Here is a 25,018-nt window from a genome sequence, read left to right as displayed (position 1 = left end):
CATTTTTACACATGAGATTGTTCACGGTTCCACAATCTATTCTTGATATTTTTTTTGAATCCTCATTATACTTTCTACATACGCTTGTTTCACTTGGACTGGCTCTAAAATTGTCACTTCTTCACCAAAGCCCATAAAATAGTTGGCTAAAAATTGTGTTTCTGTTGGATGAATCTGTCCAACTAAAAAACACTGCGTGGGCGTTTCTTCCAACTGAATATTGTCAAAGCGATGTTTATAAAAAAATTCTTTGCCTTTTTCTGTAATGATTGCTTTAAATGGAATCGTACGTGCCGTCGTTTGTTGATGGCGATACGATTCTTTCAGTTCTTCAGTCGTAAAATCCAGTGTTTGGTTTAACTGCTGAATAGCCTCCATAAAATCACAGCGGTAAGTACGCCAAGCCTTTTTAGTCACATCATAGCCTGAACAATACCAATATCCTTCTAAAATAGTTAACCGGGTTGGTAAGATTTTTTTCGTTGTTGCTTCATATCTGGTATAGTTAAACTGAATTACTTGTTGCGCCAAAATACAATGAAACAGCTGCTCTAAATTGCCTGGTGCTTCTACTTGTTCAATCCCTTCGTAATAGACGACCTTACTCATTTGACTGATTTTAAATTGGGTTGGTTCATCTAAAGAATGCAATAATTTTTGCTGAATTTGCTGATAGGAATGACCAAACGGTGACTCTGCGACTAATTTCAGTAATTGTAACGAAAAAAAGATCGCTAACACTTCATTTTCGTTAAAATAAATCGGCGGCAACAACGGTTTGTTTAAAACTCGATAGCCACCATAACGACCATTCTCCACATATAGCGGCACGCCTAAATTTTCCAAAGCTTCAATATCCCGCAAAGCTGTGCTTTTAGAAATCCCAAAAGTTTTCATTAACTGATTTAAATTAAACTGAGGATGGGTTCTCAAGAAAAAAAGTTCCTGATTTAAACGTTCTGATTTTTTCATTTTCCCCTCCATCGGTGTCACTTTTTGACACCTTTTATTGTTATGCTTATCTTATCAATCTTAGGAGGTTCAAACAATGAAAAACACACAATTTGCCCTTTTTATGGTCTTAAACGGACGAGCAACGGAAGCCTTGACGTTTTACCAAGAAGCCTTTGCTGGTGATATTCTTTTTAAAATTACTAATCAAGAATTTAAAGAGCGTTTAAATCCTTCTTTGACCATTCCCGCTGGCGAAGAACACTGGCTTTCTCACTCGATTTTACAAATGGACACTTTTCAATTACAACTAGCTGATAATCCTTTGTTTGCAGGAATGAATACCACGCCCACAGAACAATTGACCCTCAGCTTAACCGTCAATAGCCGTCACTCTGCCAAAACAATTTTTGAAAAACTCACGCGCCATCCCGAATCCTGTATTATCCAAGAACCAATTGAAAATGAATTTGCAACATTTTATGCGATTGTGAAAGATCCTTTTGGTTTAGTCACTCAAATTACTCAAGAAAAACAAGCAGATCCTACCAAGAAAGGACGTTAGCCGAAGAATGCGAACCTATGAATCAAAAGAAGCCTTGATTGAGGCCATTCAAATAGCTTCACAAAAATATTCAGCTGAATTTGCAGAAATTCCTGAAACACTTAAAGATCACCGAATTGAAACAGTAGCTAAAACACCTTCAGAGAACTTAGCCTATCAATTAGGCTGGCTCAACTTGCTGCTTTCTTGGGAAGAACAAGAACAACGTGGTCTGACCGTTCAAACGCCAGCTGAAGGCTATAAATGGAATCAACTGGGCGCTCTCTATCAATCATTTTATCAAACCTATGGACAAATGAGTTTAGAAAGTCAGCTGATTGCGTTGCAAGACATCTTAGAAAAATTACTTCATTGGATTGACTCGCTTTCCGAAGACGAATTATTTTTACCTCAACAACGGGCTTGGGCGACTACCAAAGCACAATGGCCTCTTTGGAAATGGATTCACATTAATAGCGTTGCCCCTTTTACTAGTTTCCGAACGCAAATTCGCAAATGGAAAAAAGTGTGTCTTTAAAAAGTTATCCACATTTTTTCAAAAAAAGCTTGACAAGCATTTTTAAATTCTCCACAGAAAACTTTGTGGATGAAATTTCTTGTTTTTTCCAAAAAACTTTTCCACAGTGCTTATTTGTTCGACATTAAATCTTTGTAAATTCTAGAGAAAAGAAGATGAAAATGTTGTTTTAATAACGTTTTCATCTTCTTTCAACTTTAGGGGCTCCTTTACTTTTAGCAAGCAGCCCTTCTGAACTTGCGTCTATTTTTTTTAGCAACTCGAAAACTTATCCTTGTGGATAAACCGAGATAAAAAGCTTTTTTGTGGTTTTCAACAGAGTTATGCACAAAGTTATCCACAGGGTGTTTTCAGCAATTTTTCGGAGAATATTCGTTGTTTGATGTGGTGATTGGAAAATCGACTTCATATAACCGTTTGAGAGTCTTTTAATCCCTCGCTAGAAGCTAGCTTGAGTGTAGGAAAATCGTTTCCCCCCACCCTTAGGATCCTAATAAAATTTTAAAGTTTTTCTTCTATTGGTACATCAAATAAAGAGTATGATAAACTATAGGTACTTTCGAAAAATCAGGTGAGGTTATTTATGAAAAATAAAAGTAGGCAGTTTTTAAAAAACAACTGGCCTTATATGTTAGCCAGTTTCTTCATTCCTTTTTTAATTATGGCAATTATCTATTTGAGTATTGGGATTTATCCAGGAAGTAGTCGCAGTGTTTTAGCCAGCGATGCCTTTTCTCAATTTTCAAATTTTCACGCAAGCTTTAACAATGTTCTTCATGGAAAACAAAGTCTTTTCTATACGTGGAATGCTTCTTTGGGACTAAACTACTTGTCCTTAATTTCCTATTATCTTGGTGGCTTATTTACGCCGCTTGTCTTTTTCTTTAACAATCAAAACATGCCTGATGCGCTCTATTTCCTAACGTTGTTGAAAATTGGGAGTGCTGGCTTGAGTTTTTGGTTCTTGGCAAAACAAACCTTTAAGATTCCTAAATGGTCCCATGTGACTTTAAGTGTGTCTTATGCGCTAATGTCCTTTATTGTGGCCCATTCAGAATTAATTATGTGGCTGGATGCCTTTATTTATCTGCCACTCGTAATTTTAGGAATTCATCGTTTAATGGACCAACGAAAACCGACATTATTGTTTGTCAGTTATTTCTTGCTTTTCATTACAAATTATTATTTTGGCTTTATGATTGGGTTGTTTTCCTTCCTGTACTATTTTGCACGAACGTTTACAGACTGGCAACGATATAAATCTCGAATCGTTGCGTATTTTACTACTTCTCTTTTAGCTGGTGGAGCATCCATGATTATGGTCTTACCTGCTGTCTTAGATTTACGAACCAATGGTGAAACTCTTTCTGAAATTACAACCTTTAAAACAGAAGCGACTGCCTTTTTAGATATTATTATAAAAAATATGATTGGCGTTTACGATACAACCAAATATGGGTCCATTCCTTTTATTTACATTGGGTTGTTGCCTTTGATTTTTTGTCTCTTCTATTTCGTTACGAAAGAAGTTCCATTGAAAAACAAACTACTTTTTGGCAGTTTGTTTGTCCTATTGATTGCTAGCTTTTACATCACGCCCTTAAATTTATTCTGGCACGGCATGCATGCGCCGAACATGTTTCTTTTTCGCTATAGTTTCCTCTTTTCATTCCTAGTTATTTTGCTTGCTGGTTATGGTTGGGAGAAATTTGAAAAGGATGATCTCGGCGTCTTAAGCGGCTTGATTTTGATTCTTTTAGCAATTTTTGCTCTTGCAATGGGCACAAAAGGTGCTACTAGTTATACGTATGTGACTTTAACCTCTTTCGTATTAACGGCAACTTTTTTGCTATTATACTTTTTCGGGATTGCTTTTTATCAATTGAAAAAAGCGCCTATGCAATACTTAGTGATTTTGTTATTGCTGCTCGTTTCTGGTGAAGCAATCATTAATACACGGGCGATGGTCACTGGTATTTTAGATGATTGGAACTACGCATCACGAAGCTTGTATTCTGAGCCTTATCCTGACTTAAAAAATCTAGTCGATCAAACAAAAAAAGAAAATGATACCTTTTACCGCTTGGAAAATTTAAATGGTGTTTCGGCCAATGACGGCATTAACTATGGCTACAGTGGCATTAGCATGTTTTCTTCCGTACGGAACCGACATTCTTCAACATACCTAAACGCCTTAGGTTTCCGCTCACGAGGCACGAATTTAAATATTCGTTACCAAAATAATACCTTGTTAATGGATGCTTTGATGGGCATTAAATACAATATTGCTGAAAATAATCCAATGAAATTCGGCTTTGAGCGACAAGCTGCTGCTGGTAAATATCAGCTTTATCGTAACGAAAATGCTTTGCCGTTAGGATTTTTAGCAGACAAAGAGATTTACAATGTCCGGCAACCTCTCAATGATAATTTAGGTAGTCAAACAAATTTACTAAATGCTTTAGCCAATACTAATGAACGGTATTTTACCTTTTATCAACCAACGATGACGCTTCAAAATAACGTGACAATTACGCAAAATACAGCTGGCGTAACTTTTACGGAGAAACAACATAACGTAGCCAAAGAGATTTCTTATACAGTCAATGTGCCCGCCAATACGCAAGCTTATTTGAGTTTATTCCCAACAGATTTTGCTCAATTGGAAAGTTCCACTGCGACGGTCACCGTGAACGGCTCAAGTCAGCAATCACAAATTGGCATTACTGGCCAATATTATAATTTAGGCTACTATCCAAAAGATACAACTGTTAACTTCAAAGTAAGTTTTTATGGAACCAAAGCAGTAAGTTTTGTTCAGCCGCAAGTGGTTGGTTTAAATACCAATGCATTTGAAAAAGCCATTTCCGCCGTGCAAGAAAAAGGCGTTGATTTAACCACTGGCAAATGCTCTGCTTCAGGTACCTTTACCGCCGACAAAGATCAAGTACTCGTCACTACAATTCCTTATGACAAAGGTTGGCGTGTCAAAATTGATGGCAAAAAAGTTACCCCAAAAGCCTTTAAAGATGCCTTTCTAAGCGTTCCTGTCAGCGCTGGAACCCATACTATTCAGTTCTCTTATTTACCAGAAGGATTGATTCCTGGCATCGTGTTATTCGTTCTATGTACTGGTGGTTTCGTTGCCTACGTAACCTTGATTCCTGCTAGACGAAACCGTAAAAAAGAAGACAAATAAAAAATCACGCGATGGCTAAGTCATCGCGTGATTTTTTTAAATTTCAGTCATTGCTTCTTCCACAAGCGAAACACTTTGATGTCTTCCTTTCGTAATCAATAAGGAGAGTTGCACAAAAGCAAAGAGTACACTGGTCCGCTTAGGATAAGCAAAATAACGAGGTTGCCAACTAGTGACATATTGTTCTTTGCGCTTGCGTGTATCTTGAAACGCATAAATTTGATAACTATACTTGTAAAAAATATTAACAAAGCGTTCTTTTAAGAAAGAGTACTTGCTCTCCCCTACGTTAGCCAACGGCGCCATCCCAATATCAATTAATTGATAGCCCTGCTGTTGATAGGTTTCAATAAAATGAGTGAACAAATATTCTCTAGTAAAAGCAGGTGCGTCTGAACGAATACGTAACAAATCATAAGAAATACTTTTGCCTTTTTCCATTTCTTTTCCAGTAATGAAACCGATGACCGTTTGTTTCTGTCTCACCAAGCCCACGCTACTGCATTTCAAGTACTCGGGATCCAACCGTCCACCAATAAAGTAGCGCTCTTTTTGATTCCGTGACCAGTCCGCAGAAACTCGTTCTAACTCTTGATATAAGGCATCACTAATCGTTTCAGGATAAAATTCAAACTGAAAATCCGCTGCTTCTGCTGCTATTTTTTCAGTCACTGTTTCCGTCCTGGCTGTTTGATTCACTGTTGACGGCTCATCAAATTGAATCAAGCCTTCTTCCCCAACTTTCATAAATTCAAAGCCGCAATCGTGAAGATTCATAACATATTCTTCCGAGATACGATAAAAAACTAATTGATAACCTAACAAATCAGCTTGATCCATAAACGCCAGTGTCGCCGCTGTCCATTTCTCTCGTTGCCCAATCGGATCCGCCAAGACAAAGCATTTATTAAACTTCATTTGAAACCCAAAAAGTACTTGATCTTCGCCTTCTTCTTGGTAGTAAAAATGACCATAATCCTTTAAATATAAAAATTGACTGCCTTCGTTGCCACCAAATTTTTCCAAAAAGTGTGTCAACCGCGCTTCCTCAAACCCCTCACCTAAAGTAACAGTTGTTTCGGCTAAATATTGATACAAAAAGAATAAACCAATCAAGGAAATACTTAAACCAATCAATCCGTTAAACCAAACATCATCTGACGGAAACAACAAAAAGTGATTGATAACTTGATTGCCACCAGCTGGTCGTGCGGCGTAATAGCCAGCAACCGCATAACCGATAAACAAGCAGCCAAACAAAATACTATCTACCGTTAAAGCGCCCCATGAATAAACAAACTTTTCACGATAAAATTCTTTACGAGCCAAAATAACCGCCAATAAAATAACGGCATAAACAGCAATTAACTGCCACGAAGTCGTTCGTGCCACCGTATTTACAATACAAAATCCTAGTAAAATAATTGTAGGCCAATAAGCTTTTTTCACTTTCATAGAAATGCCTCGAGCTAAACCTAATAACAAGAATCCTACAAATAAATTCAATGTTTGATCTAAAAAATTAAAAGAAAAGGGAAGTAACACTTGGAATAAACGACTGACATTCGACAAATTCGTCACAGTCGACAATAGAACCATCATAATCCCTGCAAAATATAACGCCGCCACCAAAATAAAATGCGCCACTTTTTGTGAAAATAACCGAGGTAAATTATCAAAAAATTGATTGACTTTCATGCCTGCTTGTTGCAAGAACAAAATAACTCCTGTCATAAAAGGCGTCACATAATAAAACAAACGATAATACAACAACCAGACGACCGCTTGTGATCGATCAATCCCTAATTGTGACAAGCCCAAAATCATTAAGACATCAAACGTTCCCATACCACCAGGAACCATGGTCAACATCCCGATTAACGTAGCGATAACAAACATTGGGTAAACAGAAACCATCGAAACTGGCACCTGCATCAAGCGACCTATCATCAAGAAAGCAAACATCCCACCTAGCCATTGACCTAATGAAGCGCCGAATAATAGGAGCACTGCTTTTGGAAAAAATGTTTTAAACAATGTTCGCCGTTTTAAATACGTGAAAAACCAGAGCGCTGGCGCAATCAGGCTGCCCAATAATAACCAAACCCAATATTCACGAAAAACATTTTGGGTTCGAATAAAAAATAAATCAACAAACGCCACAAAAGATAAAATAGATAACCCTGAAATCAAGAACAGAGCAACTTTTGAGACCGTTGCTACAACCTTGCCCCGTGGTACATCTTTTCCGTAAAAATTAATCCGTAGCGTTGCCCCAACCACACCGCCAAAACCCGCTAAGTTATTAATGGTATTGGTGACCCAAGCCGAAGTTAACCAATCCATTCGTTTCATTGGTGGCTTACCTTCTTTTTCCAATAACTTAACGACTACATAGTCATAAAGGAGCATTGGAATAACCCCTAACAGTCCTGCCAAGACCATGCCAATTAAACGCCCCGTACTTTGTTGTTCCATCGTGGAAAAAATATCCGCCCAGGTCATGCCTTGAGCGATATGTGTCACTTGGTTAGCCACGAAAACTAATACAGAACCAAGAAAAATTAGTTTCAATAATAAACTGTGTTCTTTCAACCACTGCGTTAGTTGGCTAATATTTTTTTTCATCTTATAGCCTCTTTCATATCTCTTTTCTATTCATTTAACTTTCGTTTTATCGATTTTCTTCCATGGTAGCCTATTTGCTGAAAATTTTCCAGCACGGCTAGACATTTTGGCTGAATCGTATTGTTTTATTGAAAAAAAGAGTGAGAAAAAAATCTAAGACGATTTTTTTCTCACTCTTTTATCTGTATTTTTACGCCACTACTTCTGCGATAATCTCAATCTCCACCAACACATCCATCGGTAATTTAGAGATTTCAATCGTTGTGCGTGCAGGATATTCCGCACTAAAATACTCAGCATAGACTTCATTGAATGCCGTGAAATCTGCCATATTTTGTAAATAGCATGTCGTTTTGACTACATGAGCAAAATCACTACCAGCTTCTGTTAAAATTCCTTGAATATTTTTCAGTACTTGATTGGTTTGTTCTTTAATCGTTGTACCAACCACCTTGCCTGTTTCAGGATCCAGTGGAATCTGACCAGAAGTAATCAATAAACCATTCACAATTTTTGCTTGTGAATATGGCCCAATTGCTTGTGGTGCTTGCTTTGTTTTAATTGTTTTCATTTCTTTTCCCCCAGTAAATGACAAGTTGTTACTTTTTGTTATTTTATTTGTTTCTATTTTTCCATTGTACTGCAACCATTTTCGGAATGCTATCTTTTCTCAATTATTCCCAAGCGCTGATGTTGTGCCATCCTTTTGTAAAACAGCTTCAAAACCTTGGCGCATCCTTTCAAGTCCCTCGTGTAGTTTTGCTTGCGAACAGCCAATATTTAACCGTAAAAATCGCTGTCCATTACCGCCATAAATCGAGCCGTCCATAATGGCGACTTTCCCCACAGAAACTAAAGCCTCTTGTAAGCGGGCCACATCTGGAACTGCCGCTGATACGTCCAACCACATTAAGTAAGTGGCTTCCAGCTCCGTCACTTTAATTTTTGGCAAATATGTCTGTAAAAAATCTTTCACGTAACGTTGGTTCTCCGCTAAATAATCATTCAACTCGTCAACCCAAGTACCACATTTTTGATAGGCCGTCATGGTTGCTAGCATTCCCAAAATACTTGTTGATGATAAACCATCGGCATTTTTTAATTTGAGCTGAAAAGCGTCACGTAATTCGTTATCTGGAATTAGGGCGTAAGCAAAAATCAGCCCTGGAAAATTAAAGGTTTTCGTGCCACTGGTAATAATGGCAGATTTTTTATAACCAAATTGCGTAATTGGTCGATGAACTTGGCCTTTATTAACGATATCCATATGAATTTCATCAGAAAGTAAAAACACATCATACTGTTGGCACAATGAAACCATTCGCTCTAATTCCCATTGCTCCCAAGCACGTCCTGTTGGATTATGCGGGGAACATAAAAGCAAACAGCGATTTTCTGGTTGCGCTAGTTTTTTTTCTAAATCAATAAAATCAATGCTGTAGCGCTTCTCTTGATAAAGCAGTTCATTCGCCACTACTTGCCGCTTATTTTCCTGAATAACTTTAAAAAATGCATCATAGGCAGGTGTTTGTAAAATAATGCCCTCCCCTTCGTTAGTCAATAATTGAATCAAAGCAGAAATACCATAGATAACAGTCGGGGTATACATAATCCAGTGTTCTTCAATCTTCGTCTGGAATCTTGTCTGGTACCACGTTTGAATTGCTTCTTTTAATTGCGGATGGTTCCACCTCGTATAGCCAAATACGGGATGTTTCAAACGCTCCTGTAATGTTGCCAGAACTGCCTCTGGCACAGCAAAATCCGTATCGGAAATAGTGAAGGGAAGCAAGTCCGCTTCCCCAAATCGGTCTTCTACAAAATCCCACTGTGTACAATACGTTCCTCGTCGATCAATTGCTTTATCAAACGACACACTCTTCACCTTCTGTCTTTTTTCTAACCTAAAATCATCTCTAATTGATTACGGACCGTTGTCACTTTGGTTCCGATAATCACTTGTACATTCTGCGCATCTAAATGTACAACGCCTAAAGCCCCTAATTGCTTTAATTTGTCATCATCTACTTTATTAGCATCTGCTAACACTAAACGTAAACGCGTAATACAATTATCAATAGCTTGAATATTCTCTTGCCCACCCAAAGCCGCTAAAATCCCAGGCGCATCATAGCCACCCGTTTTCTTATATTGAACTTCTTGATCGGTATATTCAGTCTCATCTAAGACCTTGTCTCGTCCAGGTGTTTTTAAATCAAAGGTTACAATGACTGTTTTAAAGACGAAATAATAAACAACAAACCAGATAGCGCCGACAATGAGAACCCACCACCATTTTGTATAAGTTCCTTGTAACAAGCCAAAAATAACAAAGTCCAGTAGCCCGTCATCAGTGTTCCCAATCACAACACCTAATAAAGCCATTACCATGAAACCTAGACCAGTCATAATGACATGAAACAGCCATAATAATGGACTAATAAATAAGAATAAAAATTCAATTGGTTCTGTAATGCCAGTGATAGCCGTAGCAATTACACCCGAAAGGAGTAAGCCTTTAATCTTATGTCGATTCGCCGGAGCTGCAGTATGATACATCGCAAGTGCCGCCGCTGGTAAGCCAAAAATAAAGGTCGGCATTTTCCCTTGTGACAAGAAAGCTGTTGCGCTTGGTGAAATCGGTAAATTATTTTGCAATTCTGCATAGAAAATATTTAACGCACCAAACACTTCTTTGCCAGCCACCACCGCTGAACCCCCTGCTTCAGTAAAACGAATCATGGAAACCAAAATATGATGCAACCCAAACGGTAACAGTAGACGTTCCCCTGACCCAAACAGAAAAGGCCCAAAAATACCAGAACGTTGGATAAGTTGGCCAATCGCCATAATCATTAGCGCGAAAAGTGGCCAAACTAACGGAATTACTAAGCCCACGAATGCCATCACTAATGAAGTAATAATTGGTACAAACCGTGCGCCAGAAAAGAAGGCAAAACTATCTGGTAGTTGTACCGTATAAAATCGATTATGCAACTTATATACAATAAGCCCAGCGATAATTCCACCAAGAACGCCCATTTCAATCGTTTGAATCCCAAAAACCATTCCTTGGCCGGCTTCCCGCAACTGTTCAGGATCCACAAGGCGATTCGTCTGCACTAAATAGAAATTAATCGCTAAATTCATCACCGTATAGCCTACGAAACCTGAAAACGCAGCAATTCCTTTTTCTTTCCGAACTAACCCCAACGGAATGGCCATTGCAAACATGACAGGTAAATAGGCAAACGCAAAACCACCAATTGTCGACATAAATTGGAAAATAATTTTTACTGCGGGCTTTCCTAAAAACGGGATCGTTTCAATCATGGATTCACTGGAAAAAGAACTTCCTAATCCCAACAAAATCCCCATAAAAGCTAATAAAGCCACTGGCAACATAAACGTTTTACCTAATCCTTGGAAAAACTCCCAGAAAGTCGCTTTCTTTTTCTTTACTGCCATTTCTTAACTCCTCCATTCATTCTTTACAAAACTAAAAATGATTGCGTTTACATTCATTACCCTCATTATAACTAGCCCAAAACAAAGAAAAAAGAGGCTACACTCTTTATGTATCCCCTTACATCATTTAGTATGGTGTTGCATAAAATTACCGCGGCTGCTTTGCCTCTGCATACATTAATAAAACCGTATCGAACAAACAAATGACAGCAATTCTTGAACTTAAATCCACGCGCTGATGATAACGTGTCGTCCCTTTGGCAAATAACGTCGTCGTCGACAATTTTTCCAAGGTGCTTCCTTTAGTCGAAATCAAACTAATCATCGGCACTTGCTGTTCCTGCGCTACACGTGCATACGCTAAAATCCCCTTAGTTTCTCCTGTATAACTGACAAAAATGGCTAAATCCTGTCCATCCAGATTCTTAACTGCTGCCGCTTGTTCATCCCAATCAGATCGTGCATAGGCTTTTTTTCCTAAAAATGTTAGCTTTCGTGCAAAATCAGTACAAATAGGAAAACTGCCACCAACACCGAACACTTCAATCGTATTCGCACGCTCAATCATTTTAAGCATTTCCGCGACTTTGGCTTCATCCATTTGTTGAAAACTGTCTTGCACATTGGCGATCAACTGTTGTGTAATGGCTTGAAAACTACGACTATCGCTTTCTGTGCTCTCGCTCTGCACCGATTGGACGATCGCGTATTTTAATTCTTGGAAGCCTCGATAACCTAAGTGTTTTGCTGTTCGAGAAATAGTGGCTGTTGAGACAAACAACGCCTGCGCCACCTCATAAATGGTTTGTGAACTAATTTCCGTCATATGCGTCAAAATATAATCCAGTACTTGATTTTCAATTTTACTTAAATGATTTCGTTTCTTTTCTAACAAAGCGATTAATCCCTCAGTCGACATCCAATCCCTCACTTTAAATCCTTTTTTATAATTATACACCAGAATATTCTGATTATTTCAATAAGAAAGTCCAAAATAACCAACAGCGGCTCCATCATTCGCCAGAGAAAAAAATCAGCCTTCCGATGGAGGTGTTTGTTGCGCTTTCTTGCTATACTCTGTATATAGAAAACAGGAAAAATTTGGAGGTAGTACGTATGAATAATCAACGACCAATGTTTATAAATATTCTTTTAGTGGTCCTTTTATTTTTAGTTGTCGGTTCACTCTTTAGTGCCGTTGTCGGTATCGTGGGAAGCTTATTGTGGCTAGCAGTAAAAATTTTAGTTCCCGTAGCGATTATCGTGTGGCTTGTTCGAACAATTTCGGGAAATAATGGCAACTGCCGCCGTCGTTATTAAAAAAAAAAACAGGTTTTCCTTTTCGGAAAACCTGTTTTTTTACTTCTTTTATCTAAAAGCATATACAATATTGCTAATACCAAACATCATAAAGTAGAAGCCAACTAAGAAGCTTAGAGTTAATGCTGAAGACAATGGATTAAATAATAACATTACACCTAAGATAATCCCTAAAACGTCAACAATTAATGTGAACCAGAAGTAACCTGTGCTTACTCGTTTAGCAAAATCTAAAGTAAATAAGCCGAAAATTGAGTCGAATAAAAACCAAATTGCAAAAACAAATGGTAACACAGCGACACCAATATTTAAGTTAAACAATAAGTAAACACCAATTAGGATATCAATAATCCCTAAGATGATTGGTGCATAAGCTTTGTAGCCTAGCAATTCTTTCATACGATTACGTACAAAAATTTCGAAAATCCCTTTAATAATAGCAAAAATCGCAAAAACCATCACAATGGCAATTAAATTACCGGCAGGATTTTGGAAAGAAATTAATGCAGTCAGAACAAATAGAATTCCTAATACTAATGAACCCCAGTCCATTCCATGATGTTGTCGTTGTTCCATGACACTCACTCCTCTATAAAATAATTTATTACACTTATTATGTTACTACTATTTTACAAGGTGTCAAATATTTTCATCGTGCTTTCTGAAAACCATTTCAATGATAACTCCATTAAAAACAACGTATCACTTGATTGTCTCTTTTTTGGTGCACAATTGTGCCTTTTTTGTATAAATAAGTCCATCGTTTTCCCACAAAAAAACCGCTACTTTTTCATCTAGTTTATAAAAAAGTAACAGTTATAAATTATTTTTTCTTTTTCCCAATCGAGAGAATCCCTCTTTTTATGACATCAAAGAAACTCAAAGATTGGACCATATGATCTGGGTCAACATATTCACGAATAGCTCGTAACACTCGCTTCGGCTCTTTTGAAGCAAACGTATACGTCCCATTTTTCTTGGTTTGAATCGCATAACGAGGAATCCATTTTCCTTTGAACATTACTGAAGCCAACACGTAATCGACTTCTTCCCACGGAATTTGGATAAACTTACGTGGATCTTTGGCATGGTAAAATTCAAACCCGCGGTCACCTATCATAATTTGTCCATAATCTGTTAATCCTGTAAATGCCGTCGCATCTATAACTAAATCAACTTTTGTGTTTAATGATTGTACCATGTTATCTGCTCCATTTCATTCGACTAATTCCACTTTATTATACGTTTCTTTCCTGATCGAAACAAACAAAATTACATCTTTGTTTAAAAAAGCGGAAGAAAAGTTTCTCGACTTCTCTTCCGCTTTTTTTGATTAGAAGTAATAAACTTACCTCGTCATTCTTATAATAAGCCGATTAAGTGGCCGACTACGCCGACTACGAATAAACCAAGAATGATAACGATTGGGCTAACTTTTTTCTTCAATAACCACATACATAAGAATGTAAGTAGTAATGGTGCTAGACCTGGAATCAATTGATCTAAGTTATCTTGTAAAGTAGTAACTTTCGTTGGTGAAAGCGCCAAGCCTTGGTTCACTTGTTCAAAGGCTTTATGCATTCCTTCACCGCCAGCAGGAAGTTTATCCCACTCGATATAAGCACCTTTGTCTAACTTAACTTGTGAGACAATTGGTAAGAACTTAATCGATACCCAACGTTGAACTAATGCGGCCAGTACGAACATCCCTAAAATAGAAGCACCTTTTGTAATATCTTGTAGTAAACCACCTGAAAGGTCATCAGTAATTTTAGAACCTGCTTTGTAACCAAACTCTTGTGTATACCACATGAATGACCAACGAATTAAGTTCCAAGCAACGAAGAATAAGATTGGGCCTAAGATGTTACCACCCATTGCTAAGGAAGCACCTAAAGCTCCTAACATTGGACGAACAGTAAACCAGAAAACTGGGTCACCGACACCGGCTAAAGGACCCATCATCCCAACTTTAACCCCTTGAATCGCTACGTCATCAACTGGTGCGCCATTGGCACGTTCTTCTTCCAAAGCTAATGTTACACCAAGAATTGGTGAGGCAATGTATGGGTGTGTATTAAAGAACTCTAAGTGACGTTTTAACGCCGCTGAACGTTCTTCTTTCGTTTTATATAATTTTTTGATTGCTGGAATCATTGAGAATGCCCAGCCGCCGTTTTGCATACGTTCATAGTTCCAAGAACCTTGGATAAATGTTGAACGCCAAGCCACAGCTAAACGATCTTTTTTAGTTAATTGAATTTTTTCTGCCATTTTCTTTGCTCCTCCTTCAGAATTAGTAGTCGTTTAAAATATCGCCTAATGGGTCGCCAGAGTTGCCTCCGCCATTTGAGTTAGAAGAACCGCCCATTTTAGATAAGTTCAAGTAAATAAGAGCTAAAGCGACACCTAAAGCACCTAATGCGATTAATGTTAATTGAGAAATCGCTGCGACTACGAAACCGATAATGAAGAATGGCCATACTTCTTTTGTTGCCATCATGTTGATTACTAATGCATAACCTACGGCAACGACCATACCACCACCGATAGCCATACCATCAGTTAACCAAGCTGGCATTGATTCTAAGAAATTACGAACAGTGTCAGCAGGAATGAATAGTAAAGCACCTGCTGGAATCGCAATACGAATACCTTGTAAACATACAGCGAAAATGTGTAACATTTCAACTTGTTTAATGTTGCCTTTTTCAGCAGCCGCATCCATCATGTGAACGATTGGAACCGCAACTGTCCGAACGATCATTGTTAAGAACAAACCTGCAACCGCTAAAGGAACTGCGATGGCAATCGCTGAAGGAACACCTTTAACACCTTGGCCACCTAAAACTAAAATAATTGCTGAGGCAACAGATGCTAAAGCGGCATCCGGTGCAACGGCAGCCCCGATGTTCGCCCAACCTAACGCGATCATTTGTAAAGTACCACCTAAAACAATTCCGGCTTCTAAATTACCAGTAACTAATCCGATTAATGTACATGCTACTAACGGTTGGTGGAATTGGAACTCATCCAAAATCCCTTCCATACCAGCTAGAAAGGCAACGAGTAAAACTAAAATAATTGATATAACAGACATGATAAGCCTCCTATTTTGATTTGTATTTGGCGAGTTACGCGTTTGCTAACTCATTTTTTGCTTTTTTCAAAATTTCGTCCATATTCGCTTTTGAATCATTTGGCACTTTACGCACATCAAATTTGATGCCTTTGGCTTTTAATTCATCAAACGTATCAACGTCTTCTTGACCCATTGATAATACTTTACTTACAACGACTTTTCCAACAGAGTGAGCCATTGAACCAACGTTTACTTCTGGGATTTCTACGCCGCCTTCAACCACTTTTAAGACGTCTTCAGGATTTTCAAATAATAATAATGCTTTTGTATTGCCAAAACGTGGATCTTTCGCTACTTCAATCATTTTACTGATTGGAATAACATTGGCTTTTACTCCTGGAGGAGCTGCTTGTTCGATTAATTTCTTACGTAAGTCATCTTTTGCAACGGCATCAGAAACAACAATAATTCTGTTTGGTTGTGTTGCTTTTGTCCAAGCTGTTGCTACTTGACCATGTAATAAACGTGAATCAATACGTGCTAGCACAAATTTAATTTTGCCATCGCCAACAACTGTACCTGGTGGTAACGAACCTTTTGGCTGTGCATCTTCTGTCGCAGCAGCTTTTGGTGCTTCTGCTGGTTGTAACTCTTCTGGTTTAACTTTGACACCATCTTTTGCTGTTTCAAGAATATGTGTCGCAATTTCTTGTGCTGATTCCATAGAGAAACGAGAAGCATATGCTTCAATAACCATTGGTAAATTCATACCTGCAACGATTGCCCATTTGTCTTTATGATCTTCTAACAATGAGTTCGCTTGGTTAAATGGTGTTCCTCCCCATAGGTCAACTAAAAATAGTACTTCGTCTTGATTGTCAAACGATGCAATGGCTTCTTGCATTTTTGCTTTTACATCATCGGGACCTTCGCTAGGCATTAACGTAACTGCTTTTACATTTTCTTGTTCGCCAAAGATCATTGCACCAGATTGCAAGATCCCTTCAGCAAATTCACCGTGACTTGCTAGGATAATTCCTACCATTTTTATACCTCCTGTATAATTGATGTTTTTTTTCATGGTTGTACTGCTAAACGCTTTCACTTTTTGAAAAAAATCAGATAAATCAGATTCTGACAAAAATAAATGAAAAAATTTCAATAGTTCTTGATTTTTTTCAACATCAGCACTTGCCTTTATCAATACAGTTCATGAAGCAATGATGTTGGTCCTAGGCCACCACATCCTTTCAATGTCTTTCGTCTGTAAAAATTAACGTCAGCTGGCGTTATTTTCTTTGCTACGCTCTTTTTTCAGTAAATCCATCAAATTCACTTGGCTGTCTGCTGCGACTTTTCGAATTTCCAATTCAATACCTTGTTCATTTAAAAACAGAAATGCTTTTAAATCGTTGGCATCCACTGCGACTGCATTCGTAATCATTCGCTTGCCTGTGCTGAAACTCATTCCGCCAATATTCACAGAAGTTAGTTGTACACCGCCTTCGACCACTCGTTTCACGTCCAAAGGATTAGTGAATAACAACATGGCTCGAAACGAATCAAAACGAGGATCAGGGTAAACATCAATCATTTTTTGAACAGTGATGACATTTACTTTGACACCAGGTGGAGCAGCTTGAACCAACAAGGCTTTTCTCAAATTGTCATGAGCAACGGAATCACTAACCACTAAAATGCGATTAATGTTCGTCAATTTTGCCCAAACAGTTGCTACTTGGCCATGAATTAATCGATCATCAATTCGAGCTAAACGAATATCCATTACCATCGGGAATGCTCCTTTAAATTCATTTTTAAAGGTTAGGACCTTTGTCTTTTTACTTAAAAATTTTAGGTAAAAAGGGACACCTTATTATAAGCAAGTTTCGTGCCAACTTTAGTGTATCGGTTCGAAACCTAGAAAATTATAGGTTTTTTTAAGAAAATCAAAAAATCGATACACTAATAAATAGTGTATCGATTTTTCTGTATTAATCTAGTGTATCAATTTCGGTGATTTTATCTTCGATACACTGGGCATTTTTGACTAACTGTGCGATAAAATAAACTTCTTCCGCTGGAACATCCATATTAAGAGCTTCTTCCATAGTCTCAATTGAGGCCACAATCACTGGATAAATTGGTTCTTGAACCAATCGACCAAGTTCCTTTTCTGAAACCGTCAGTGTATCATTCCGTAAAATACGCTCCAACATGCCCGATGTGTGCATAATCAAATTGATGTAAAATGTGTACTCTTCTGGCATCGCTAATTGGGTTTGGATATTTTTAGCGAATGACCACAACAGATCAATGATTTTTTTTCCATTAATAAAAGTGAAACTTTGCTCCATATATTTTAGACAAATTTCTTTTGCTGCCGCTTCGTCCAACGGCTTATTCATTACTTCTTCTTTCCGCTCTGCTAGTAATTGCTGAATAATTTTTTCTGCTTCACCGGAAAAGAAATTTTCCATGGAAATATAAGGAACACCAATTTTGGGATTGGTAATCCCAGTTGTCGCAATAATTTCATAGTCTTCTTGAATTTTAGGCAAGACTTCTTTCATATTTACAATGGACAAAGGAATCACTTCTAAATGCCAGTCTATTTGTGGCAAGACAGCTTCCTCAATAAGCTCTTTCATTCGGCGCGCAGTTCCTTCTCCAGAAGCGCAGATAGCAATAATTGCTCTTGTTTTCCAATTTTCAATGATTTGTTTCGTTTCACTTTGGCGAATATCGGCATAGCCATGAAAGTTTTTTAAAGACTCGTGAAGTGTTTCCAATTGCGTATCAATTAATGCGGTTTTGCGGGCCGCTTCAAGAACAATTGGCGTGGTCACCATGTCTACTGTTCGCACATCAATGCCTGTCTGGCGTACAATTTCTTCTGAAAACGTGCTTAATGAACCCATATCCACTAATAATAGTACGCCATTTTCTTCATTCACTTCACCAACTGCTTCAACGATTTTACGCAAAGCTTCTTTCGGTGGCATATCTAACGGCATATCCACAGCCTTCAAATTATCAACATTTAACAATTGAGAAACCACTTGTACCATACTGCTAGCGGTACTATTTCCGTGCGCAGCCACGACAATGCCAATCCGGCCAGCCTCAGGATTTTCTCTTAAAGAAATGAGCAAAACAGCTAAATAGTAACTTTCAGATTCAGGAATCTCCATCTGATAACTACTTTCAATAATATTTTTAATTTCTTTCGCTGTTTCAAACTCTGTTGGATAATCTAAAACCATATTTCGAATACTTTCATTTAAAGGATGCTTAGGATCTTTGCCTAATTGGATGCGTTTCAAGAAAGAACTAATGTGTAAACTCATTGCATAAATAAAATTGGGTTGAAACGAATACGATAACCGCTTCGCTGCAAAATTATAAATTTTCTTAGTGACATCAATAATTCGTTGGTCCACAATTTCGGCCAATTTATTTTCTGTATCAAAGGTGAATCCATAATCTTTGTAGAAAGATTTTAAATGAACATTGATATCCGTTGTAATAAAATTATTAATTAGTTCTTGGTCCAAGCCGTCTGCTTTTAAGAGAGCCGCTTTATCTCCAATAATCTCATATAGATTGTAAGGCAATTCATAGGCATCTGACTGAATAGCTACTAAAGATTCATTTGGTGATACCACTAATTGCGGTTCCAGATATTTCGATAACTCCGACAATACTTCTCGATTACTGGCAAGTTGCATAATGCCTTCTTTAATATTGTCCGTTAATTCGTCCATCGTAATCATTAATTCCTCTTGTTCCATCTGATTAAGGAACCCTCGCGCAGTCACAAGTTGCACATTCGATTTTAGCTGACCGACATTTCCATAAGAAACACTTCCAATTAACGCTTTGACCACATCTTCTGACAAAGAGATTCGCCGTTGAATCCGCGCTGCTTCCATTGAAACCATCACTTTTAGGAGGTCAATTTTTTCTTTTGCAGGACGGTCACTAAAGTTCGGTAATTGAATGATAATCGGAATGCGTCGCACAAAAGTATTCAATAAAGAAGAAGTAGGATTCTCCGTCGTAGCACAAATAATCCGAACATCCGCATGATGTGATTTCACTGTTTCACCTAAACGCGCGTACACGCCGTGATCCATAAAATAAAAAATCATTTCTTGTCCTTCGGGTGGTAACCGATGTACTTCATCTAAAAACAGAATGCTGCCATCTGCTTCATCAATAATCCCTTCTTTCGCTTTCGTAGCGCCTGTGAAGGCCCCTTCTACATACCCAAATAAATGCGACATCAAAAGTTCTGGATTATGCGCATAGTCTGCACAGTTAAACACCACAAACTCTTTTTCTTTGGCCACAATTTGGTTCAGCTTCGCAAATTGAAACATGGCATGAGCAAAATAAGTTTTCCCAGAACCTGTTGGTCCAGTAATTAAACAATTCAAGCCTTTTGGCGGATATAAAATCGCTGCTTTGGCTTGTTCAACCGGCGTTTTCATGCTTCCAGCTGAACCGATAATTTTTTTGAAAATATCTTCAACTTCTGGGGTTTTGCTGGTCGTGACTACTGGTTCAACCAATGGTTCGATAAAAGTTTTTGTGGAGTGATCCATTGATTTTTCCCGATAACTTTTAACTGGCTTGGTTAATGGTCGATGCTGAAACGCCACCTGCGCGACATATTTTACTGGTCGACCAGATAATTTTTTCAAGCGCCCTTCACGAACGAGTTGATTCAAATCTTTACTAGCATTGGTCCGCTGAATGTTTAAACGTTCTGAAATTTCTTGTGTCGTGACTCCCGCATCACTTGTTAAGGTCATTGGCGTTAAATTCTTCGTTTGCTCTTTAACATATTGATAGATTTTTTCAATCCGCTTCATTTTTGATGGCTCCTTTAATCGATACACTAATTAATTTACATGATACAGTGTATCATTAAAAAAATACACTAAAAACCCTTTCATGAAAAAAAATTCTGTTTCACATGAAACATTTTAAAAAAACGCCTTTTTTTCTATAAAAAACCCACCTTTTTATTCGTTTCTGTAAAAAGATTGAAACTCCTTGAAAAAAGGTTCTGTAGCCGATATAATGCAGAGAGGTTCAAGAATATATTAAAAGCGAGGAAAACAATTGATTACTGTTAATGATGTAAGTTTACAATTTCCAGATCGTAAACTTTTTGAAGAAGTGAATATTAAATTTACTCCTGGCAACTGTTACGGCTTAATCGGCGCAAACGGTGCAGGAAAATCAACGTTTCTTAAAATTTTATCAGGTGAGATTCAACCGACAACTGGCGTGGTTTCAATGGGTCCTAATGAGCGACTAGCGACGCTGAAACAAAATCACTTTGACTACGAAGACTACACTGTTTTAGAAACTGTAATTATGGGACATAAACGTCTTTACGAAGTAATGAAAGAAAAAGATGCTATCTATATGAAAGAAGATTTTTCAGATGAAGATGGGATTCGTGCCGCAGAACTAGAAGGCGAATTTGCTGAACTTGACGGTTGGGAAGCAGAACCTGAAGCAGCTGTTTTACTCCAAGGGCTAAACATTCCAGAAGAATTACATGATCAAAAAATGAGCGAATTAACAGCTGGTCAAAAAGTCAAAGTATTATTAGCTCAATCTCTTTTTGGTAAACCAGATGTCTTACTATTAGACGAGCCGACAAATGGTTTAGATACCCGCTCAATCAATTGGTTAGAAGAATTTTTAATCAACTTTGAAAATACCGTTATCGTGGTTTCCCATGACCGTCATTTCCTAAACAAAGTCTGCACTCACATGGCAGATTTAGACTTTAGTAAAATCAAACTTTACGTTGGTAACTATGATTTCTGGTTGGAATCAAGCCAACTAGCGACAAAATTGCAAGCACAATCTAATGCCAAAAAAGAAGAACAAATCAAAGAATTACAAGACTTTATCGCTCGTTTTAGCGCCAATGCCTCAAAATCAAAACAAGCAACGTCTCGTAAAAAAATGTTAGATAAAATTACCTTAGATGACATTCAACCTTCCTCTCGTCGTTATCCATTCGTTGGTTTTACACCAGAACGTGAAATCGGCAATGACTTATTACAAGTTGAAAATGTCTCTGTAACGATTGATGGCAAAAAAATCTTAGATAATATCTCGTTCAACTTAACAAAAGATGATAAAGTGGCATTCATCGCTGACTCAGATATTACAACGACTACGTTATTCAAAGTGATTATGGGCGAAATTACTCCCGATACAGGTTCTGTTCGTTGGGGCGTTACAACTAGCCAAGCTTATTTACCAAAAGACAACAGCAAAGACTTTGAAGAGCCATTAACCATTTTAGATTGGTTACGTCAATTTGCTGGTAAAGAAGAAGATGACAATACGTTCTTACGTAGTTTCTTAGGTCGGATGTTATTCTCTGGTGAAGAGGTACTAAAACCAGTCAATGTTCTTTCCGGAGGCGAAAAAGTGCGTGTCATGCTTTCAAAATTAATGCTTTCCAAAGCCAATGTCTTAGTTTTAGATGATCCAACGAACCACTTAGACTTAGAATCAATCACTGCATTAAATGATGGGTTGATGGCTTTCACTGGTTCAATTCTTTTTGCTTCACATGACCACCAATTTATCCAAACATTAGCGAACCGAATTATTGCTGTTTCTGATAAAGGGGTCATTGATCGGGCAGAAACAACCTATGATGAATTCTTGGAAAACCCAGAAATTCAAAAACAAATGGACGTTTTATTCAGTTCAGATTATTAAAAAAATAGAGAAGTCATTAAAAAATGACTTCTCTATTTTTTATTTTCTTTTTTCACCAAAAGAAAACACAGCAATACAACCTATTCCAGTATGACTAGTAATGGTGGGTCCTAGAGGATAAATCAGTATCTCATTAACCTCTATTTCTTTTTCAATTAATTCTTTGACTTTTTCCGCGTCATCTTTCGTTCCCGCATATGCAATCAACAGTGTTTGTTTCATTGGCTCTACAATGCCTTGAATCGTTTCTTGCGCAATCTTTTGCAAGGACTTGTTTCGTCCACGAGTTTTACCAACGGATGCTAGTTTGCCTGCCGCATCCACGCGAATAATTGGTTTAATGTTCATTAAGCCACCAAGTGCTGCCGCTGTTTTAGAAATCCGTCCGCCACGTTCTAAATGTTTTAAATCATCTACCGTTACCCACGAGTGAAGTTTCATTTTTTGCTCTTCAAGATAGGCAACAACTTCTCCTAATGAATGACCATCTGTTTGTAATCGAATGGCTTCTCGGACTAACATCCCTTGACCTAAGCTAGCTGCTTTTGTGTCAATAATATGAATTTCTACATTATCGTACTCTTCTTTTAACATCTCTACTGATTGCAACGCACTTTGATAAGAGCCACTTAACCCAGATGAAAAAGCTAAATAAATCACCGGTAACCCTTGCTCCACAAAAGGACGGAAAAATTCATTGTAGCGTCCCACATTAACTTGAGAGGTAGTGGGCATACTTCCATTTTTAATGGCCGTTAAGAAGTTCTGATAATCAAACGTTTCGCCTAAATCATCGCGATATTCTTTCCCGTCAATTTGAATATTCATGCTAATAAAAGGTACTTGGTTTTCTTTTAAGTATGTATACGGCAAGTCACAACAAGAATCTGTCACTAATTGATAATTCACGGACAATTGCCCCCTTCATGTTTTCTTTTATTTTACCATAGTTTTTCATTTTTATATAAAATTAAAAAAGAACGTAAAGGCTGAACTGGCATAAGCCATCCTTTACGTTCCCTTAAAAATCTGCTTAAATTTGTGCCCAAACGCTTTCTAAAACGTTCGTTTGGTTACGGTCTGGACCTACAGAGAATGTTGAAATGCGCACACCAACTAATTCTGAAATCCGATGCACATAGTTACGAGCATTAGCTGGTAAATCAGCTAAAGTTTTGCAACCAGTGATATCTTCAGACCAACCTGGTAATTCTTCATAAACTGGTTTACAGCGGCTTAATTCTTTCAAGCTTGCTGGGTAATGATAAATTAATTCACCATCAAGTTCATAAGCTGTACAAATTTTCACCGTTTCTAAACCACTTAACACGTCAATCGAGTTTAATGACAAGTTCGTAATCCCTGATACACGTTTTGAATGACGCATAACTACTGAATCAAACCAACCGACACGACGCGGACGTCCTGTTGTTGTTCCGTATTCTTTACCGACACGACGAATGGTTTCTCCTGTTTCATCAAATAATTCTGTTGGGAATGGGCCGTCACCGACACGTGAAGTGTACGCTTTGCAGACACCAACCACTTTATTAATTTTTGATGGACCAACGCCACTACCGATAGTTACGCCACCAGCTACTGGATTAGAGGAAGTAACAAATGGATAGGTTCCTTGATCGATATCCAACATGACACCTTGTGCCCCTTCAAATAAAACCCGTTTTCCAGCATCTAATGCATCATTTAAAATAACCGAAGTATCTGTAACATATTGTTTAATTTGTTGTCCGTATTCATAGTATTCTTCAAAAATATCATCAAATTCAATGGCTTCGCTATCAAACATTTTAACGAATTGACGATTTTTTTCTTCTAAGTTAATTTTCAAACGTTCCGCAAAAATTTCTTTATCCAATAAATCAGCGATACGGATTCCCACCCGTGCTGCTTTATCCATGTAGGCTGGGCCAATTCCTTTAATCGTTGTCCCAATCTTGTTTTCACCTTTCGCATCTTCTTGCAATTGATCCAATTTAATATGATACGGCAAGATGACATGGGCACGATCTGAAATACGTAAATTATCAGTGGCAACATTATTTTCTTTTAAATAAGCTAATTCTTTTACTAAAGATTTTGGATTCACAACTACGCCGTTACCAATTACACTAATTTTTTCTTTATAGAAAATCCCTGAAGGAATTAAATGTAATTTATACGTTACGCCGTCGAATTTAATGGTATGTCCGGCGTTATCTCCGCCTTGGTAACGAGCGATCACTTCTGCGTTTTCACTTAGAAAGTCTGTAATTTTTCCTTTACCTTCGTCGCCCCATTGCGTTCCAACAACTACTACTGATGACATTCGAACACCTCGTTCATAATTTTTTTGTCCTGAATCATTGTACCAGTAAAACCAGTCCCTTTCAAGGGTAAAAATCGAATATTCTTTCACAATCAAAAGCGTTTCTGTCAAAAATACGAACATTTTTAGCTATGTTTTTGTAAAATAATAAAATATACGAATATTGTTCGTGTTTTACTCTCTGATTTTAATCCCTT

The 25,018-nt window shown here is 37.7% G+C and carries 20 protein-coding genes; 5 read left to right on the top strand and 15 right to left on the bottom strand.

Annotated elements, in window-relative coordinates; all coding sequences use genetic code 11:
* Nucleotides 1-36 precede the first annotated feature (36 nt).
* Entirely contained in the window at nt 37-984 is a 948-nt protein-coding gene (locus IGJ41_RS00160; RefSeq protein WP_002385468.1) for a helix-turn-helix transcriptional regulator, read from the bottom strand.
* A 64-nt stretch (nt 985-1,048) separates the two neighbouring features.
* Between IGJ41_RS00160 and IGJ41_RS00155 the strand changes: the two genes are divergently transcribed.
* The 3 genes from IGJ41_RS00155 to IGJ41_RS00145 all read left to right on the top strand — a co-directional run bounded on the left by IGJ41_RS00155 (nt 1,049) and on the right by IGJ41_RS00145 (nt 5,232).
* Entirely contained in the window at nt 1,049-1,516 is a 468-nt protein-coding gene (locus IGJ41_RS00155; RefSeq protein WP_002364587.1) for a VOC family protein, read from the top strand.
* 7 nt (nt 1,517-1,523) lie between these two features.
* Complete coding sequence (locus tag IGJ41_RS00150) at nt 1,524-2,033, top strand: ClbS/DfsB family four-helix bundle protein (RefSeq protein ID WP_156248593.1); 510 nt, start codon at nt 1,524-1,526, stop codon at nt 2,031-2,033.
* 583 nt (nt 2,034-2,616) lie between these two features.
* Nucleotides 2,617-5,232 (top strand): YfhO family protein, encoded by a 2,616-nt coding sequence (locus IGJ41_RS00145; RefSeq protein WP_289855313.1) that lies wholly within the window; start codon nt 2,617-2,619, stop codon nt 5,230-5,232.
* Nucleotides 5,233-5,268: 36 nt separating this feature from the next.
* On the opposite strand, the gene mprF is transcribed toward IGJ41_RS00145, so the two are convergent.
* From mprF to IGJ41_RS00120, 5 genes are all read right to left on the bottom strand, one after another.
* Nucleotides 5,269-7,860, bottom strand: a complete 2,592-nt coding sequence (gene mprF / locus IGJ41_RS00140; protein WP_108119752.1) for a bifunctional lysylphosphatidylglycerol flippase/synthetase MprF — start codon at nt 7,858-7,860, stop codon at nt 5,269-5,271.
* Nucleotides 7,861-8,050: 190 nt separating this feature from the next.
* Nucleotides 8,051-8,431 carry a RidA family protein gene (locus tag IGJ41_RS00135; protein ID WP_002356039.1) on the bottom strand — a complete coding sequence of 127 codons (381 nt, stop codon included), beginning with the start codon at nt 8,429-8,431 and terminating at the stop codon, nt 8,051-8,053.
* Between the two features lie 99 nt (nt 8,432-8,530).
* Nucleotides 8,531-9,745 carry a MalY/PatB family protein gene (locus IGJ41_RS00130; protein ID WP_202524402.1) on the bottom strand — a complete coding sequence of 405 codons (1,215 nt, stop codon included), beginning with the start codon at nt 9,743-9,745 and terminating at the stop codon, nt 8,531-8,533.
* Nucleotides 9,746-9,759: 14 nt separating this feature from the next.
* Entirely contained in the window at nt 9,760-11,328 is a 1,569-nt protein-coding gene (gene malX / locus IGJ41_RS00125) for a maltose/glucose-specific PTS transporter subunit IIBC (RefSeq protein WP_438713615.1), read from the bottom strand.
* A 148-nt stretch (nt 11,329-11,476) separates the two neighbouring features.
* Nucleotides 11,477-12,247, bottom strand: coding sequence for a MurR/RpiR family transcriptional regulator (locus IGJ41_RS00120; RefSeq protein WP_002387434.1), 771 nt, complete (start codon nt 12,245-12,247; stop codon nt 11,477-11,479).
* A gap of 197 nt (nt 12,248-12,444) precedes the next feature.
* Between IGJ41_RS00120 and IGJ41_RS00115 the strand changes: the two genes are divergently transcribed.
* Nucleotides 12,445-12,648 (top strand): hypothetical protein, encoded by a 204-nt coding sequence (locus tag IGJ41_RS00115; RefSeq protein WP_002381332.1) that lies wholly within the window; start codon nt 12,445-12,447, stop codon nt 12,646-12,648.
* A gap of 48 nt (nt 12,649-12,696) precedes the next feature.
* Here IGJ41_RS00115 and IGJ41_RS00110 read toward each other — a convergent pair whose 3' ends face one another.
* From IGJ41_RS00110 to IGJ41_RS00080, 7 genes are all read right to left on the bottom strand, one after another.
* Entirely contained in the window at nt 12,697-13,224 is a 528-nt protein-coding gene (locus IGJ41_RS00110) for an HdeD family acid-resistance protein (protein WP_002356034.1), read from the bottom strand.
* Nucleotides 13,225-13,471: 247 nt separating this feature from the next.
* Nucleotides 13,472-13,849 carry a DUF956 family protein gene (locus tag IGJ41_RS00105; protein ID WP_002356033.1) on the bottom strand — a complete coding sequence of 126 codons (378 nt, stop codon included), beginning with the start codon at nt 13,847-13,849 and terminating at the stop codon, nt 13,472-13,474.
* Between the two features lie 161 nt (nt 13,850-14,010).
* On the bottom strand, nt 14,011-14,922 hold the full coding sequence (locus IGJ41_RS00100; RefSeq protein ID WP_002356032.1) for a PTS system mannose/fructose/sorbose family transporter subunit IID: 912 nt from the start codon (nt 14,920-14,922) through the stop codon (nt 14,011-14,013).
* A gap of 22 nt (nt 14,923-14,944) precedes the next feature.
* Nucleotides 14,945-15,748, bottom strand: a complete 804-nt coding sequence (locus IGJ41_RS00095; RefSeq protein ID WP_002356031.1) for a PTS mannose/fructose/sorbose transporter subunit IIC — start codon at nt 15,746-15,748, stop codon at nt 14,945-14,947.
* A 34-nt stretch (nt 15,749-15,782) separates the two neighbouring features.
* Complete coding sequence (locus IGJ41_RS00090; protein ID WP_002356030.1) at nt 15,783-16,775, bottom strand: mannose/fructose/sorbose PTS transporter subunit IIA; 993 nt, start codon at nt 16,773-16,775, stop codon at nt 15,783-15,785.
* 234 nt (nt 16,776-17,009) lie between these two features.
* Nucleotides 17,010-17,522, bottom strand: coding sequence for a mannose/fructose/sorbose PTS transporter subunit IIB (locus tag IGJ41_RS00085; protein WP_002385473.1), 513 nt, complete (start codon nt 17,520-17,522; stop codon nt 17,010-17,012).
* A gap of 202 nt (nt 17,523-17,724) precedes the next feature.
* A complete protein-coding gene (locus IGJ41_RS00080; RefSeq protein WP_002356028.1) occupies nt 17,725-20,610 on the bottom strand; it encodes a sigma 54-interacting transcriptional regulator in 2,886 nt (961 codons plus the stop codon).
* A 253-nt stretch (nt 20,611-20,863) separates the two neighbouring features.
* Here IGJ41_RS00080 and IGJ41_RS00075 point away from each other — a divergent pair, with 253 nt between their 5' ends.
* Complete coding sequence (locus IGJ41_RS00075) at nt 20,864-22,495, top strand: ABC-F family ATP-binding cassette domain-containing protein (protein ID WP_002359215.1); 1,632 nt, start codon at nt 20,864-20,866, stop codon at nt 22,493-22,495.
* Between the two features lie 39 nt (nt 22,496-22,534).
* Here IGJ41_RS00075 and IGJ41_RS00070 read toward each other — a convergent pair whose 3' ends face one another.
* Entirely contained in the window at nt 22,535-23,404 is an 870-nt protein-coding gene (locus IGJ41_RS00070; RefSeq protein ID WP_002359214.1) for a DegV family protein, read from the bottom strand.
* 124 nt (nt 23,405-23,528) lie between these two features.
* Nucleotides 23,529-24,821, bottom strand: a complete 1,293-nt coding sequence (locus IGJ41_RS00065) for an adenylosuccinate synthase (RefSeq protein ID WP_002376293.1) — start codon at nt 24,819-24,821, stop codon at nt 23,529-23,531.
* Nucleotides 24,822-25,018 lie beyond the last annotated feature (197 nt).

It is taken from the genome of Enterococcus sp. DIV1537a (assembly GCF_051712085.1).
Lineage (GTDB): Bacteria > Bacillota > Bacilli > Lactobacillales > Enterococcaceae > Enterococcus > Enterococcus faecalis.
Note: the sequence above shows the minus strand (reverse complement) of the source record. Positions and strands in the feature narration are given on the sequence as shown.